This is a genomic window from Lentzea sp. NPDC005914 (assembly GCF_040629405.1).
Lineage (GTDB): Bacteria > Actinomycetota > Actinomycetes > Mycobacteriales > Pseudonocardiaceae > Lentzea.
In genome coordinates, this window is the sequence record NZ_JBEXVQ010000001.1 from 506,885 (window position 1) to 522,421 (window position 15,537).

Annotated in this window: 15 protein-coding genes; 12 read left to right on the top strand and 3 right to left on the bottom strand. The window is 70.1% G+C overall.

What is annotated here, in order from left to right:
• Positions 1-25 precede the first annotated feature (25 nt).
• Entirely contained in the window at positions 26-1,609 is a 1,584-nt protein-coding gene (locus ABZ345_RS02175) for an ABC-F family ATP-binding cassette domain-containing protein (protein ID WP_359842015.1), read from the bottom strand.
• Positions 1,602-3,212 (bottom strand): ABC-F family ATP-binding cassette domain-containing protein, encoded by a 1,611-nt coding sequence (locus tag ABZ345_RS02180; protein ID WP_359842017.1) that lies wholly within the window; start codon positions 3,210-3,212, stop codon positions 1,602-1,604. Before ABZ345_RS02180 ends, ABZ345_RS02175 begins: the two co-directional genes overlap by 8 nt.
• A 225-nt stretch (positions 3,213-3,437) precedes the next feature.
• Between ABZ345_RS02180 and ABZ345_RS02185 the strand changes: the two genes are divergently transcribed.
• From ABZ345_RS02185 to ABZ345_RS02220, 8 genes are read left to right on the top strand one after another with little or no spacing between them, the layout of a single operon-like run.
• Positions 3,438-4,061 (top strand): AraC family transcriptional regulator, encoded by a 624-nt coding sequence (locus tag ABZ345_RS02185; protein WP_359842019.1) that lies wholly within the window; start codon positions 3,438-3,440, stop codon positions 4,059-4,061.
• A gap of 12 nt (positions 4,062-4,073) precedes the next feature.
• The gene (locus ABZ345_RS02190; protein WP_359842021.1) at positions 4,074-5,102 is read left to right on the top strand and encodes a cytochrome P450; all 1,029 of its coding nucleotides are present in this window, start codon (positions 4,074-4,076) and stop codon (positions 5,100-5,102) included.
• 52 nt (positions 5,103-5,154) lie between these two features.
• Complete coding sequence (locus ABZ345_RS02195; protein ID WP_359842023.1) at positions 5,155-6,075, top strand: DMT family transporter; 921 nt, start codon at positions 5,155-5,157, stop codon at positions 6,073-6,075.
• A complete protein-coding gene (locus tag ABZ345_RS02200; protein ID WP_359842025.1) occupies positions 6,050-6,976 on the top strand; it encodes a patatin-like phospholipase family protein in 927 nt (308 codons plus the stop codon). The genes ABZ345_RS02195 and ABZ345_RS02200 overlap by 26 nt, the downstream gene beginning before the upstream one ends.
• Before the next feature lie 33 nt (positions 6,977-7,009).
• The gene (locus ABZ345_RS02205) at positions 7,010-7,585 is read left to right on the top strand and encodes a TetR/AcrR family transcriptional regulator (protein ID WP_359842027.1); all 576 of its coding nucleotides are present in this window, start codon (positions 7,010-7,012) and stop codon (positions 7,583-7,585) included.
• Complete coding sequence (locus tag ABZ345_RS02210) at positions 7,582-8,988, top strand: amidase (RefSeq protein ID WP_359842029.1); 1,407 nt, start codon at positions 7,582-7,584, stop codon at positions 8,986-8,988. Before ABZ345_RS02205 ends, ABZ345_RS02210 begins: the two co-directional genes overlap by 4 nt.
• Positions 8,952-9,869 (top strand): alpha/beta hydrolase, encoded by a 918-nt coding sequence (locus ABZ345_RS02215; protein WP_359842031.1) that lies wholly within the window; start codon positions 8,952-8,954, stop codon positions 9,867-9,869. Before ABZ345_RS02210 ends, ABZ345_RS02215 begins: the two co-directional genes overlap by 37 nt.
• Positions 9,870-9,873: 4 nt before the next feature.
• Positions 9,874-11,346: an amidase gene (locus ABZ345_RS02220; protein ID WP_359842033.1), complete on the top strand. Its 1,473-nt coding sequence runs from the start codon at positions 9,874-9,876 to the stop codon at positions 11,344-11,346.
• Here ABZ345_RS02220 and ABZ345_RS02225 read toward each other — a convergent pair.
• On the bottom strand, positions 11,336-12,238 hold the full coding sequence (locus ABZ345_RS02225; RefSeq protein ID WP_359842245.1) for an alpha/beta hydrolase: 903 nt from the start codon (positions 12,236-12,238) through the stop codon (positions 11,336-11,338). The genes ABZ345_RS02220 and ABZ345_RS02225 overlap by 11 nt on opposite strands.
• A 98-nt stretch (positions 12,239-12,336) precedes the next feature.
• On the opposite strand from ABZ345_RS02225, the gene ABZ345_RS02230 reads away from it, so the two are divergent.
• From ABZ345_RS02230 to ABZ345_RS02245, 4 genes are all read left to right on the top strand, one after another.
• Positions 12,337-12,924, top strand: coding sequence for an XRE family transcriptional regulator (locus ABZ345_RS02230; protein ID WP_359842034.1), 588 nt, complete (start codon positions 12,337-12,339; stop codon positions 12,922-12,924).
• 537 nt (positions 12,925-13,461) lie between these two features.
• On the top strand, positions 13,462-14,406 hold the full coding sequence (locus ABZ345_RS02235; protein WP_359842035.1) for a sensor histidine kinase: 945 nt from the start codon (positions 13,462-13,464) through the stop codon (positions 14,404-14,406).
• Positions 14,403-15,050: a response regulator transcription factor gene (locus ABZ345_RS02240; protein ID WP_359842036.1), complete on the top strand. Its 648-nt coding sequence runs from the start codon at positions 14,403-14,405 to the stop codon at positions 15,048-15,050. Before ABZ345_RS02235 ends, ABZ345_RS02240 begins: the two co-directional genes overlap by 4 nt.
• A 9-nt stretch (positions 15,051-15,059) precedes the next feature.
• Positions 15,060-15,533 (top strand): TrkA C-terminal domain-containing protein, encoded by a 474-nt coding sequence (locus ABZ345_RS02245; protein WP_359842038.1) that lies wholly within the window; start codon positions 15,060-15,062, stop codon positions 15,531-15,533.
• The last annotated feature ends 4 nt before the right edge of the window (positions 15,534-15,537 follow it).

Sequence of the window (15,537 nt, forward strand, 5' to 3'; positions counted from 1 at the left end):
GGCACAGCCCGTGCGGCTCGCGCGACTATCCACTGTGGAGGGTCAGGCGGGTGCCCTGCCAGCGGCCGCGCAACCAGCGGTCGTGGCTGGCCAGCACGATTGCGCCGGGTCCAGGTCCTAGGGCGTCCTCCAACTCGTCGCACAGCGTGGGCGAGAGGTGGTTCGTGGGTTCGTCGAGCAGCAACAGGTGCGGTGGATCGGCCACGAGCAGCGCGAGCGCGAGGCGGCGTTGCTGGCCCACGGACAGTGCGCCGACCGGTTTGCCCAGGTCCCGCTTGTCCAGCAGTCCCAACGAGGCCAGCGGTACCTGCTCGGCCCGTTCGGCGCCGAGTGCCCTGCCGTAGGTTCCTCGCGGGGTGAGCCGCGGGTTGGCGAACGTCGTGTCCTGGTCGAGCAGGCCCACGCGCAGATCGGGATGCCGGTGGACGCCCTGCGCGGCGAGCTGACCTGCCAGGACGAGCAGCAGTGTCGACTTGCCCGCGCCGTTGGGGCCGGTGACGAGCAGTCTTGCGCCGTCATGCACGTTCAGGTGATCGAGTTTCAGCCTTCCGGGTATGTCCACGTGTCGCAGTGAGAGCAGAAGCTCGTTGGTTGGCAACGATGTCAGCGCGTCCGGCTCGAAGCTCAGCGGGCGCGGGGGAGCGGGCACCCGGCGGCGTTCGAGGTCTTCGAGGCGGCGGGTGGTGTTGCGGACGCGGCGCGAGATCTGGCTCTGCACGCGGTTGGCCCGCACGCCGTAGCCCATCTTCTCGCTGTCGCGCCTCATCCGGTTCGGCGCTACCCGGTGTGCGGTGATGCCGAGCGACTCGCGTAGGCCGTCCAGTTCTTCCTGCTCCTCCAGGTACTGGCGCTCCCAGCGGGCGCGGTCGGCCCGCTTCTGCCGCACGTACTCGCTGTAGGTGCCGCCGAACCGGACGGGACCGTCCACCGCCGGATCGAGGTCGAGGAGGTCGGTGCACACCGCGTCGAGGAACGCGCGGTCGTGGCTGGCCAGGACGACCGACCCCGGCAGGCCGCGCAGCTGTGACGCGAGGAACTCGGCCGCGTCGTCGTCGAGGTGGTTGGTGGGCTCGTCGAGGAGCAACGCGCTCGGCCTGCGGACGACGAGCGCGGCCACCGCGAGACGCCGGCGCTCGCCGCCGGACAGTGATCCTAGCGAGCGCGACCATTCCACGTCACCGAGTCCGTTGAGGACGATCCCGGCACGCCTGTCCGCGTCCCAGGCTTCGTGCCGCTGCGCCAGTTCGAGGCGTTCCGCGTAGGCCGCGGACACGTCGTCGGAAGCGAGCAGGGCTCCGAGACGGTCCAGTTCCGCGAGGTCCTGCCGTGACTCAGCCAAGGCGTCGTCGATGAGGTGAGAGATAGTGGAGGACTGCGCGAACGGCATCTCCTGGTGCAGGAAACCCAGGTCGGGCGGCCGTTCCACGGTGCCGCCGTCGGGCTGGTCGATGCCCGCGAGCAGGCGCAGCAGCGTCGACTTGCCGGCACCGTTCTCGCCGATCACCCCGAGGCGCCGGCCGGGTGCCGCGGTCAGCGACACCCCGTCGAGCACCCGCCGGCCGCCGAAGACCCGCACCAGTTCGTTGGCCACCAGGGCGGCCTCAGGCATGCCGGCCCTCCAGCAGCTTGCCGTTGTCCAGCCGGAGCCAGCGGTCGATCTTCACCTCGCTCAGGAACCGTTCGTCGTGGCTCACCACGACGAACGCGCCCTGGTACGCGTTCAGCGCGCTCTCCAGCTGCCCGGCGCTGACGAGGTCGAGGTTGTTCGTGGGTTCGTCCAGCAACAGCAGTTGTGGCGCGGGCTCGGCGAACAGGACGCACGCCAGCGTGGCCCGCAGCCGCTCGCCACCGGACAGCACGCCGACCGGCAGGTGGGCCCTCGTGCCCCGGAAGAGGAAGCGCGCCAGCAGGTTCATCCGCTCGGCAGGGGGCATGGCCGGGGCGAACGCGGCGAGGTTCTCCGCCACCGTGCGGGCGTCGTCGAGCAGGTCCAGCCGTTGCGAGAGATATGCGACCCGTCCGTCGGCCCGCTTCACCTCACCGCTGTCCGGCAGGAGCGAGCCGTGGACGACCCGCAGCAGCGTCGACTTGCCGGCGCCGTTGGGGGCGGCCAGCGCGATGCGTTCCGGACCTCGCACGGCCAGGTCCACGCCGTTGAACAGTTCGCGCACCCGGATGCCCGTGCCCAGGAACAACGTGCGTCCCGCGGGCACCGCGGTCTGCGGCAGCTCCAGGCTGATCTTCTGCTCGTCCTTCAACGCCCGTTCGGCGTTGTCGAGCCGGGTCTTGGCGGCGCTGAGCCGGTTCGCGTGCGTGCCGTCGGCCTTGGCGGCGGACACTTCGGCGTTGCGCTTCATGTTGCCCGCGAAGATCCGCGGCAGACCGGCGTTCGAGAGGTTCTTCTGGGCGTTGCTGGCCCGCCGCGCCGCCCGTTCGCGCGCCTGCTGCATCTCGCGCTTCTCGCGCTTCACCTCCTGCTCGGCACTGCGGATGTTCTTCTCCGCCACTTCGCGCTCGGCCGCCACGGCTTCCTCGTACTCGCTGAAGTTGCCGCCGTAGAACCGGATCTCGCCGCCGTCCAGCTCGGCGATCCGGTCCATCCGATCGAGCAACGCCCGGTCGTGGCTCACCACCAGCAGGCACCCGCGCCAGTCGTCCAGCACCGAGTACAGCCGGTGCCGTGCCTCCAGATCGAGGTTGTTGGTGGGTTCGTCGAGCAGCAACACGTCCGGCTGCTTGAGCAACTGCGCCCCGAGCCCGAGCGAGATGATCTGCCCGCCGCTCAGGGTGTCCAGCGTCCGGTCGAGCGCGAGGTCGCCGAGCCCGAGCCGGTCGAGCTGGGCGCGCGTGCGCTCCTCGAGGTCCCAGTCGGTGCCGATGACGGTGAAGTGCTCCTCGTCGACGTCACCGGACTCGACGGCCGCTATCGCGCGCAGAACGGCCGCGACGCCGAGCACCTCCGCCACGGTCAGGTCGGCGGTCAACGGCAGATCCTGCGGCAGGTAGCCGAGCACACCGTCGACGGACACGCTGCCGTCAGAGGGTGTGAGCGCTCCCGCCACGAGCTTGAGCAACGTCGACTTGCCGGCGCCGTTCGGGGCGACGAGACCGGTGCGGCCGCCGGGCACCGTGACGGAGAGGCCGTCGAACACAGGGGTGCCGTCCGGCCAGGCGAACGACAGGGTGGACACGACGATGCATGCGTCGGACATGGGTGAAACCTCGGGATGTGCCGCGCGCGACGGCATGCCGCGCGAGTGGAAAAGGGGACGACGAAAGGGCCATCACGATTGATGGCCTGTCACATCTCGGGCTCACCCTGAGATGTCGTCTTCACCTACCAGCACTTCGAGCTCCTCTTGAGGCGTTGATCTCCACGTTAGCAGCTGAGGGCAATTCAGTAGCGGCGACGGGCCGCGCGGGGTTCACTCGGCGGCGTGACCAGCGACTTCACCGGCAGAGTGAGCACGGTGTGGCGGCGCAGTGGCGAGCTGCCGCCGTCGCTGCCGCAGCCGTCGGTGGACCTGCTGGTCTTCGCGGACGGCTCGTTGTGGCTGAGCGGGCCGGAGACGTCGTCCAGGACGGGAACGCTGCCGCAGCCGCTGACGGGCATGCGGCTGCGGCCGGGGACCTGTGCGGACGTGCTGGGGATCGCCGCCGACGAGGTGCCGTTGGAAGGCGTGCGGATTCCCGGTTCGGGCCTCGCCGACGGACTGCGCGCCCTGCGAGCACCGGCCCGTGCCGCGGACCAGGCTGTGCGGCAGGTGATCGAGGGGATCCGCGCGGATCCCGGGGCGCCGATGTCGTCGCACGTCGTCGGGTTGTCGCCACGGCAGCTGCGGCGACGGTTCCAGGTGGCGGTCGGGTTGAGCCCCAAGGCTTACGCGCGGGTGGTGCGGTTGCACCTCGCGATGGCACTGGCCCGGACCGGGACGCCGGACTGGGCGGAGATCGCGGTGCGCGCCGGGTACTACGACCAGCCGCACATGCTCGCGGAGTTCCGGCGAGCGGTCGGGATGTCGTGTGTCCGTTTCTTCCAAGCCACGGCGGCAGGGGAGTAGCACACTCCGACCGTGTCGCTTGAAGAGATCTTCGCCGCCCCAGAGATCGGCCCGGTGCGATTCGCCCCGTTCGGTGCGTGGGTCGCCACCCGGTACTCCGATGTGGACAGAGTGCTGACCGACCACGAGGTCTTCTCGTCGGACGAGCTGCGCTACAGCACCCAGCCGATCCCGCACCGCGACAACCCGTTGCTGCGCAGCCTGCTGGCCACCGATCCGCCACGCCATCACGCGTTGCGACGGGTCGTCAGCCGGCTGTTCACGCCACGTGCCCTGGCGTCGCTGGAACCGTTGCTCGAGGCCAGGGTCAAGGCCCTGGTCACGGGCTCGGAGCTGGACCTGGCCCGCGAGGTCGCCTATCCGCTGACACTGCAGACGATCGCCGATCTCCTGGGACTACCGGTGTCGCCGGACTTCGTGCGCTGGACCGAGGCCATCACCTCGTTCTTCGGCACGTTCGCCGCGGTCGACACCGAGTTCCGGCTGGCGTTGAAGGAGATGCGCGCCTTCTTCCACGACGAGCGCCCCCAAGCCATCGACTCGGCCGGCCTGACCGAGGACGAGCTGGTCGACTTCTGCACGTTGCTGCTGATCAACGGCCACGAGACCACCAAGACCCTGCTGGTCAACGCGATGCTGTGCCTCGTCTCCCAGCCGAAGCCCGCCGATCTCCCCCTGGCCGTCGAAGAGGTTCTCCGCTACCTGCCACCGACGGGCGGGACGGACCGGTTCGTCACCAGACCCGCCGTGCTCGACGGCGTCGAACTCCAGCCAGGCCAACGGGTCGTCGCGATGATCTCCGCGGCCAACCGCGACCCGTCGGTGTTCGCCGACCCGCACACCTTCGATCCGAAGCGGACGGTCAACCCGCACCTGTCGTTCGGGCACGGCATCCACTTCTGCCTGGGCGCGCATCTGGCTCGGATGGAGGCCCGGATCGCGCTCGAGGCCCTGCTCGAGACGCCGTGGCAGATCACAGGCCTCGAGACCCGCCGGACGCCGGTCGGGATCGACGTCCTGGAACTGAAGCTCCGCTGCTAGAAGGGTCAGGAACGTACAAGACCCGGCGCCGGTCACGACGAAAGATCGGACCATGTCCGACCAGCACGCCACCCCGTACCTGTACCTGGCGATCACGATGGCCCTGTTCGGGTCCGCGTTCACCAGCTCCAAGGTGATCGTCGGCGAGATGCCCCACGGTGTCGCCGCGGCGCTGCGGTTCGGAGGTGCCGCCGTGGTTCTCGTCGTGATGACGCTCCTGCGCCCCGGTACGGGGTCCTTCTCCTGGCGGGACTTGAGGCGTGCGGGCGCTGCCGGCCTGATCGGCGTGTTCGCCTACAACATCCTGTTCTTCTGGGCGATCTCGCTCGCGCCCGCGGTGGACGGCAGCGTCGTCGTCCCCGTGCTGAGCCCGGTCCTGACCACGTTCTTCTCCCTGGTCACCGGCCGGGAGGCCGCCACCGCGAGACGTGTCGGAGGCCTCGCGATCGGTGTCGCCGGCGCGATCGTGTTCTTCGCCGGGATCGCCACGACCGGCTTCACGGGCACCCGGCTGCTGGGCGACCTGCTCTACGTCGGCTGCGCCGCGTGCTGGGCTGCCTACAGCATCACGTCGAAGAAGGTCCTGACCGGCATGGATCCCCTGCGCGCCACCACCTCCGCTGCCGGCGCCGGCGCACTCGGCCTGGTGCTGGCCGCAGCCCCGCAGCTCCCGGACACCGACTGGGCGGCGGTGTCCGCGACCGGCTGGGCCAACCTCGTGTTCCTCGCGATCGGCCCGACCGCGCTGGCCTACCTCTTCTACTACCGCGCACTGAAGGCCGTGAGCCCGGTGACCGCGACGGTCACGATGTTCGCGGTCCCGGTGTTCGGAACGGCCTTCTCGGTAGCGTTGCTGGGGGAGAGCTTCACCGCGGTCCAGTTCGCCGGCGCCGTCATCACCATCGCCGGCGCGCTGCTCGCGGTCACACAGAAGGAGAAGGTGGCAGGTGTCCGTTCTGGAGTTGCTGCGTGAACGCAGGCGGCAGGGCAGCACGCCAGGTCAGCGCGCGGACGACGCGCGCCTGGTGCTGCTGATCGAAGGCGGCAGCTCGCGCGGCGCGTACTCGAGCGGCATGACGGTCGCGATCGAACGGCTCGGGCTGCTGCCGTTGTTCGACGCCGTCTACGGCAGTTCGGCGGGGTCGCTGAACGGCGCGTGGCTGCTGTGCGGACGTGCCGAGAAGACCATGCACGCGTGGTGGGACCCGAGAGTCATGCGGACGACCATCAACCCGTTGCGCGCGTTCAGCCGCCGGCCGGTCCTGGACACCAAGCACCTCGTCCACACCATCTACACCCAGGTCATGCCGATGGGCTTTCAGGACATCCTGGACAACCCGGTCGAGTTCCACCCGATCGCCACGGACGCCCTCACCGGCGAGGCCACCGACCTGCTGGGGAAGATCCACGACGTCCCGAGCCTGCAGGACGCGCTGAGGGCGTCGACCGCGATGCCGCTGCTCGCCGGTCCGCCCGTGGTCATCGACGGGCACCCGTACGTCGACGCCGGGCTGAGCGAGATGGTCTGCGTGCGGTCGGCGCTCGCCCAGAAGGCCACGCACATCGTCGCCCTGCGCACCACCCAGGAGGACGACATTCCGGTGGGCCCCTCTCGCGGCGAGCGGGTCGTGCTGTCGCGCTGGTTCGCTCGCCATGCGCCGGGAGTCGTGCAGACCTGGTTGCAGCGCAAGGACCTCCGGGACGAGGAGGAAGAGCTGCTGGCCACCCATCCCGCGTGCCTGCAGATCCGGCCTCCGCTCGGCAGCCCGCGGGTCGGCCGCACCGACCGGCGCCCCGACGTGTTGCGCTCCGTCGTCGACACCGGAATCCAGGCGGCGATGAGAGACCTGGGGGAACTCGCCGTGCTACGTTAACGCAACACTCTGTTGCGAAATGGAGGGCCGACGGTGGCGGGTCGTCCGCGGGATCCCGATCTCGAACAGCGGTTGCTCACGACTGCGTGGTCGCTGCTGACCGCGCACGGCTACGACGCGCTGACGCTGACCCAGGTCGCGGCACAGGCAGGCGCTCACAGGACCGACGTGTACCGCCGGTGGCCCAGCAAGGTGCGGCTGGTGGCGGACGTGCTGGAGCAGTTCCTGCCGCCCGTGCCGGACTTCGACACCGGCACGCTCCTCGCCGACCTCAGAGCGTTCGCCACAGACCTCGCCGTCGCGTGGGACCAGCCGTGGAACGACGGTCTGGTCGGGTTCCTCTCCGACCTGCGCCGGGACGACGAGGCGGAGCGGACGTTCCGCGGCCTGGTCTCGCGCCGCTCGCAGCCGCTGGTCGACGCGATCGCGAGGGCGGTGCGGCGCGGGGAGATCGGCGAGGTGCCCGACCTGGCACTGGTCGGCAACCTGCTGGAAGGCCCGCTGATGCACCGGCGGATGTTCGGCGGTCAGCCGATGACGCCGGACGAGCTGGACGTGGTCGCGCGGTCGGTGCACCGGCTGCTCACCGCGACGAGGGTGACACCATGAGCGACCTCCACGAACTCACCGCGGCGCAGCAGCTGCGGTCGCTGCGCGCCAAGGAGATCAGCTCCCGCGAACTGACCGGGCACTACCTCGCGCGCATCGACCGGCTCGACGAGGAGCTCGCCGCGTTCATCACCGTCACTGGTGAGCAGGCACTCGAGGAGGCAGGTCGCGCGGACGAACGACTAGCCCGGGGCGAGCAGGAGGCGCTACTCGGCCTGCCGATCGGCATCAAGGATCTGGCCGCCACCAAGGGAATCCGCACGACGTTCGGTTCGGCGGCGCTGGCGGACTTCGTGCCGGGGGAGGACGCGTGGACCGTCGGGCTGCTCAGGCAGGCGGGCGCGGTGGTGCTCGGCAAGACGAACACGCCCGAGTTCGGGTCCACCTGCTACACCGAGAACGAGGTCGTCCCGCGGCCGTCCGTGACGCCGTACGGGACCGACCGCTACTCGAGCGGGTCCAGCGGCGGCGCGGCAACGGCTGTCGCGGCAGGACTTCTGCCCGTCGCGCACGGCAGTGACGGCGCCGGGTCGATTCGCACGCCCGCCGCGACCTGTCACCTCGTCGGCGTGAAGCCGAGCCGTGGCCTGGTGAGCTCCGCGCCCGCCAGCTCGTTCTTCGTGGCTTCGACGGAAGGACCGATCGCGCGCACGGTCGAGGACGCCGCGCTCCTGCTGGACGTCATGGCGAGTCCCGCGCCCGGCGACCTCTACGGCTGGAGCCACGCCAGCAGCTTCACAGCCGCGCTCGGACTGCGGCGGCGGCTGAAGATCGCGATGTGGACGGACACCGGGCTCGACCAGGACGTCGACCCGGAGGCGGCCCTGGCGGTCGGGCGCATGGCGCAGAAGCTCATCGACCTCGGGCACGAGGTGCGGGAGATCCCGTTGCCCGCACGATGGGACGAGCCCACTCGGCGTGCGATCGTCGACTGGTTCGCGTACTCGGTGGGCGCGGCGGTGCAGGCGATGATGCTGACGGACCGGACGCATCTCCTTTCGTCGTACTCACAACAGCTCCTCACGATGAGCGACGCGTTGTCCGCCAGTGACGTCGTGACGGCTCAGGCCGTGCTCGCCCGCTATGCCAGCACGTTCCTGGCCGCGGTCGACGACTACGACGTCGTGCTCACGCCGACCACGAACGGCGCGCCGGTCCGGATCGGCTACTACGAGGGCGACGAGGCCGAACGGATGCTGCGCTGGTCGTGCCATACGCCGTGGGTGAACCTCGCCGGCGTGCCCGCCGTGTCGATTCCGTCGCATGTGGACGATGACGGACTGCCGCACGGCGTGCACCTGGTCGGCCGCAACCGCCGTGACGCCGACCTGCTCGCCCTGGCCGCGCAGCTGGAAAGCCTCGCGCCGTGGGACGAGCACCACCCGCCGTGCTGGCACCGATGACGGCCGCGATGCTGGATCCGGGAATCGGTCTGACCGAGAAGATCGTCGTGCTGCCGGACGGGCGGAACCTCCGTGCGATCGTGGCCGGCGAGGGGCCAGGGCCACTGGTCGTGTTCGAGGCCGGGATGAGCGCGCCCGCGTCGTCGTGGGTCCACACCCAGCGCGAGGTGAGCGCGCGCTACCGCACGTTGTCCTACGACCGCGCGGGCTACGGCGGCAGTGACGTCGACACGCACGACCGCACACTCGACCGGATCGTGGACGATCTCACGGCGTTGCTGGACGTCTTGGGGGAGAACGATCCGGTGGTGCTCGTCGGGCACAGCTGGGGCGGGCCGATCATCCGCGTGTTCGCCGACCGTCATCCTGATCGCGTCGCCGGCATGGTGTTCGTCGACGCGACGCTCGCCGAGGTGATGTCGTCCCGCAACGCCAAGGTGGCGGCCAGGTTCTTCGCGCTGCTGGGGGTGTTGGCGCGGTTCGGCGGCAAAGGACTGATCAGGAGGGCGACTTTCCGCAACGGCGTCTCGCCCGAGATCACCGAGGCGGACGTGGAGATCATGATTCGTGACCACGCCAGCGCGCGGGCGATGCGCGCGGGCAGCCGGGAGGCGTCGCAGATCGTCGCCGCGTTGCCCGTGATGCGCCGCGTGCAGGCAGCGGGCACGCCGGACGTGCCCACGGTGTGCCTGCAGGCGGGACTGGTCGAGCGCGGCATGACCGCGTGGCGGCCCAGGTTCAACCAGTGGGCGGCCGACCTGATGGCGGCCGTTCCGCGCGGCAAGATGATCGTCGTCGAGGAAGCGGGGCACCTGATTCCACAGGAGACTCCCGCTGTGGTGCGCGAAACCGTCTTCGGGGTCGTCGAGCAGCTACCTTGACCGGATGGACTTCGACGAGTACCGGAAACACGACGCCACCGGGCTGGCGCAGCTCGTTGCGGCGAAGGAGGTGTCCGCGGCCGAGCTGCTGACCGTGGCACGGGACCGCGCGGCGGCGGTCAACCCGCGGATCAACGCGATCGTCAGGGACGTCCCAGCGTCCCCTTCGGACGACCTCACCGGACCGTTCGCGGGCGTGCCGTTCCTGATCAAGGACCTCGGCCAGGACTACGCGGGACTGCCCACCTCGAACGGCTCGCGCTCGTTGTCCCGCCATCCCGTCGCCGCGCACTCGACCGTCGTCCAGCGGTGGCTCGACGCGGGCCTGGTGATCTTCGGCAAGACGAACCTGCCGGAGTTCGGCGCGAAGGCCATCAGCGAGTCCGCGGTGTGGGGTCCCGCGCGCAACCCGTGGGACCTCACGCGCACCCCCGGTGGCTCCTCTGGCGGGTCGGCGGCCGCGGTCGCCGCCGGGATCGTGCCGTGCGCCGGTGCGAACGACGGTGGCGGCTCGACGCGGATTCCGGCGGCGTGCTGCGGGCTCGTCGGGCTGAAGCCGGGGCGCGGGCTCACGCCGTTCGGCCCGGACACCGCCGAGATGATGCACGGTGCGGCGGTGCAGGGTGTCGTGTCGCGGACCGTGCGGGACACGGCCGCGATGCTCGACGTCATCTGCGGTGGCGAGCCGTCCGGGCCGTACACGCCGGGCATGCCCGCTGAGGCGTTCGCGTCGAACGTCGGTGTCGATCCGGGGAAGCTGCGGATCGGCGTGCGGGTGCCGTCGGCGATCACGCCTGAGCCGCACGCCGAGGCGTACGCGGCCGTTGCGAGTGCCGTGCGGGTGCTGACCGACCTTGGGCACCACGTCGAGGAGCTGCCCGAGGCGCCGTTCGACGACGCCGCGCTGGCCCGCGACTTCCTGCTGACGTGGTTTGTGAACCTGGCCTGGAAGGTGGCCGACGCCAAGCGGGTGTCCGGGGCGCCGGACATCGCGTTCGAGCGCGACACGCTGCTGATGGCCGCGCTGGGACGAGCCACGAGTCCGGTCGACTACGTGGACGCCGTCCAGCGCCGGCACGAGCACACTCGGCGGTTGAGCACGTTCTTCGAGTCCTACGACCTGCTGCTGACGCCTTCGCTCGCGACCCCGCCGCCCGAGGTGGGGGCGTTCGACCTGCCGTTGTCGTTGCAGCGGGCGACCGATGTGCTGCTGAAGACCCGCACGGCACGACTGCTGCGCTACACGTCGATCCTCGACGACATGATCTCCGACAACCTCGGCTGGGTGCCGTACACGCAGCTCGCGAACATCACCGGCCGGCCCGCGATCTCGCTGCCGTTGCACTGGACCGCGGACGGGCTGCCGCTGGGCGTCCAGTTCGTCGCACCTCTGGCGGGCGAGTCGCTGCTGATCCGGCTCGCGGCCCAACTGGAGGAAGCGCTGCCGTGGGCGGACCGGATGGCCGTCATTCGCTGAGGAACCGCAGCAGCTCCGCGGAGACGAACTGAGGGTTTTCCTCGGCCAGCCAATGTCCTGCGTGCGGAATGTCGACCGCGCGCACGATGTTGGTCATCCGCGGGGCCGCTGTGCCTTGGATCGCCTGAGCCTGGCCTTGGGCGGCCATGATCAGGGTCGGTGCGCCGACCGGCTGCGCCGCCTCGGTGTCTTTGACATCCTGGTCGAGCGCGCGGTACAGGTCGAATCCGGCTTTGAGGGTCTCAGGTTTGCGGTAGGTCCGCGCGTACTCGTCGATTTCGGCGTCGGTGAACGGGGAGTGCGTGCTCGTGCCACCGAAAGCGCTGCCGTTGAAGGAAACCTGCGGGTAGAACAGCCTCAGGTATTCGCAGACGTCGTTGCCCACCACCGCCTCGGGGACCTGCGGCTGCATGTGGAAAGCGATGTGCCAGCTCAGGTTCCGGTACGTCGTGGCACTGACCTGCGGTCCGGGCAGCGGCAGGTCGAGGTAGCCCAGGCGCGCGGTGTCCTGCGGGAACTGGCTCGCGTACTGGAACGCGACCGCGGCGCCGAGGTCGTGGCCGATGATCGCGGGGTTCTGGAGTCCGAGCTTCTTGGTGAGAGTGTGGATGTAGCGAGCCAACGTGGCTTTGTCGTAGCTCTTCGGCGTGCCGGTGCTGTCGCCGAGGCCGGGCAGGTCGACGGCGTAGACGGTGTGGTGCCCGGCGAGCGCGGGCATGATCGGCGACCAGCCGTACCAGGTCTGGGGCCAGCCGTGGATCAGCACGACCGGCGTGCCGCTTCCGCCGGTCACGTAGTGCATGCGCACGTCGTCGACGTCGGTGTACTCGTGCCGGAACCCGTCCAGTCCGGCTGGGGGCGTGTCGTCCGGAGCCGAGCAGGCCGTGATCATGAACAGGAGTGCGAGCAGTACGCGTTTCATGGGCTCAGGGTCGCCGTGCGGTGCTGTTTCTGGCACGAAAACTTGCCGATCTGGCAAGATTGCGGCCCGTGAAGCGCGAAACGGAAGAAGTGCTCGACGGGGTGGGGGCCAGGCTGCGCACGCTGCGGCGGCACCGCGGCATCACGCTGGCCGACCTCGCGACGACGACCGGCATCTCGGAGAGCACGTTGTCGCGGCTGGAGAGCGGTCAGCGCCGCGCGACGCTGGAGCTGCTGCTCCCGTTGGCGCGCACGTACAACGTGCCGCTGGACGACCTCGTCGGCGCGCCTCGGACCGGTGATCCGCGCATTCACCTCAAACCGATCCACCGGTTCGGGATGACGTTCGTGCCGCTGTCCCGGCGGCCAGGCGGCGTGCAGTCGTTCAAGATGCTCATCCCGGCGTCGAAGGAACCTCTCGAACCGACTTTGCAGACCCACGACGGGTTCGAGTGGCTCTACGTCCTCAATGGACAGCTGCGGCTCGTGCTGGACGACCTCGACCTCACCCTGCCGCCCGGCGAGGCGGCGGAGTTCGACACGTCGTTGCCGCACTGGCTGGGCAGCGCGGACGGCGGCGCGGTCGAGCTGCTGATCCTGTTCGACCCGCAGGGGCTGCGCACCCACGTCCACGGTGATCCGCACCGGCCGGGCTGACCGGCGCGCCGTTGCAGCGCCTCGACCTGTGCGCGTGACACGGCGCCGAGAGCGGCGTCCATACACGCGAAGACGCCGAGCACCTTTCTGGCCGAGCTGACTGGCGCGCTGCCCGCCTCACCGTTGCGGCGCCTTCACCCGTGCGCGTGACACGGTGCGGAGAGCGGTGTCCACACGCGCGAAGGCGTCGGCGGATGCTGCGGTGACTGTTCGTGGGTTTCTGCGTGTGCAAGCAGGCGGCGCCGAGCGCCTTGTCGGCGCGCTGCCCCCTCAGCGTTGCGGTGCCTCGACCTGTGCGCGTGCTTCGGTGTCGAGAGCGGCGTCCACACGCGCGCAGCCACCGGTGGATGTTGCGGTAACTGTTCCTGGGGCTTCTGCTCGTCCAAGCCGACGGTGCCGAGCACCTTGCCGGCCGGGCTGACCGGCGCGCCGCCCGCCTCAGCGCGAACATGGGTGTTGCCACGGATGGACACCGGGCGGGCTCACCCGTCAGCCTGCGTAGGCGTCGCGGGAAGTGTTCACGGAGAGGCGAAGCGCGTGTCGTTGTTCGGGCGGATCTTCCTGCTCAACGCCCTGGTCCTGGCGGTGGCGGCCGCGTTGCTGGTCTTCGGCCCCGCGACCGTCTCCACACCGGCGCTGCTGGGCGAGGTGCTGGTGCTCGCGGCCGGGCTGGTGGTGATGCTGATCGCCAACGCCGTGCTGATCCGGGTCGGCCTGGCGCCGCTGGGACGCCTCACCCGTGCCATGACGACCATCGACCTGCTCAAACCGGGTCCCCGGCTCACCGCGCGGGGCCACGGCGAGATCGCGGAGCTGATCACCACGTTCAACGCCATGATCGACCGGCTGGAGGCCGAGCGCGGGTACAGCGCCGCCCGGGCGTTGTCGGCGCAGGAGGCCGAACGCCGTCGCGTCGCGCAGGAGCTGCACGACGAGGTGGGTCAGTCGCTGACCGCCGTGTTGCTGGGGTTGAAGCGGGTGGCCGACCAGTCGTCGGGGCCGATGCGCGACGAGCTCCTGCAGGCACAGGAGACCACGCGGTCCACTTTGGACGAGGTTCGCCGCATCGCCCGCCGGTTGCGGCCGGGTGTGCTGGAGGAGCTGGGCCTGGTCAGCGCGTTGAAGGCACTGGTGGCGGAGATCTCCGAACCGGCCGGCCTCACCGTGCGGCGGTCGTTCGACAAGGACCTGCCCGCACTCGACGCCGAGACCGAGCTCGTCGTCTACCGAGTCGCCCAGGAGGGTCTCACGAACACCGTCCGGCACGCGTCCGCCGACTCGATCGACCTGACGTTGCGCGGGCGTCCATCCGTTGTGGAGCTGCGGATCCGTGACAACGGGTGCGGAATCGGCTCGTCGGCGGAAGGAGCGGGAATCCGGGGCATGCGGGAACGCGCGCTGCTGGTCGGAGCCGAACTGACGGTGGGTGCTTCTCCTAGCGGTGGCACCGAGGTGCGGCTCGTGGTGGGGGCGCGCGGATGACGGTGCGCATTCTGCTGGCCGACGACCACGCGCTGGTGCGCCGCGGCGTCCGGCTGATCCTGGACAACGAGCCGGACCTGACCGTGGTGGCGGAGGCGGGCGACGGTGCCGAGGCGGTCACCAGGGCCCGTGCCGACCGGCCAGACCTGGCGATCCTCGACATCGCGATGCCGCGGATGACGGGACTGCAGGCCGCGCGCGAGCTGTCGCGATTGATGCCGGACCTGCGGATCCTGATCCTGACGATGTACGACAACGAGCAGTACTTCTTCGAGGCGTTGAAGGCCGGCGCGTCCGGGTACGTCCTGAAGTCCGTCGCCGACCGCGACCTGGTCGAGGCGTGCCGGGCCGCGATGCGCGGCGAGCCGTTCCTCTATCCCGGCGCCGTGAACTCGCTGGTCCGCGACTACTTGAACCGGGCGAGGGCGGGCACCGGCATCCCGGCCCGCGCGATCACCGACCGCGAGGAGGAGATCCTCAAGCTCGTCGCGGAGGGTCACTCGTCCAAGGAGATCGCCGACCTGCTCGTGATCAGCGTCAAGACCGTGGAGCGCCACCGGGCCAACCTGCTGCAGAAACTCGGCCTCAAAGACCGCCTCGAGCTCACCCGGTACGCGATCCGCGCCGGGCTCATCGAACCCTAGGAACCCCGAGTGAACGTCGAAGTCACGCCCCTGCCCGGCATAGGTGTCAGGCAGGACTTCTCCATCCGCTCCGGCCGCCGGATCGGCGTGATCTCCTACCGCGACGGCAAGTTCGAGCTGATCCTGTCCAAACAGGACGACCCCGACGCCACCGCCGCCTCGATCCCGCTGGCCCCGGAGGAGGCGGGCACGCTGGCAGGGCTCCTCGGCGCACCCCAGCTCGTCACGCAGCTGGCCAGGCAGCACCGCGACATCACCGGGATCACGACCCGTCAGCTCCCGGTCACCGCGTTCGCGAGCCGCACTTTAGGCGACACCGCACTTCGCACCCGCACCGGAGCGTCCATCGTCGCCGTCGTGCGCGCGGGCAACGCACACCCGTCGCCGGGTCCCGACTTCCTGTTCGAGAACGGTGACCTCGCGGTCGTCGTCGGCACCGCGGAGGGCCTCGATGCCGCCGCGGACATCCTGACGGGCGGCTGAGGCA

Bases quoted from the DNA above. Each gene is read 5' to 3' on its own strand.
- ABZ345_RS02175 (WP_359842015.1), bottom strand. From the start codon at position 1,609: ATGCCTGAGGCCGCCCTGGTGGCCAACGAACTGGTGCGGGTCTTCGGC.
- ABZ345_RS02180 (WP_359842017.1), bottom strand. From the start codon at position 3,212: ATGTCCGACGCATGCATCGTCGTGTCCACCCTGTCGTTCGCCTGGCCG.
- ABZ345_RS02195 (WP_359842023.1), top strand. From the start codon at position 5,155: ATGTCCGACCAGCACGCCACCCCGTACCTGTACCTGGCGATCACGATG.
- ABZ345_RS02210 (WP_359842029.1), top strand. From the start codon at position 7,582: ATGAGCGACCTCCACGAACTCACCGCGGCGCAGCAGCTGCGGTCGCTG.
- ABZ345_RS02220 (WP_359842033.1), top strand. From the start codon at position 9,874: ATGGACTTCGACGAGTACCGGAAACACGACGCCACCGGGCTGGCGCAG.
- ABZ345_RS02225 (WP_359842245.1), bottom strand. From the start codon at position 12,238: ATGATCACGGCCTGCTCGGCTCCGGACGACACGCCCCCAGCCGGACTG.
- ABZ345_RS02240 (WP_359842036.1), top strand. From the start codon at position 14,403: ATGACGGTGCGCATTCTGCTGGCCGACGACCACGCGCTGGTGCGCCGC.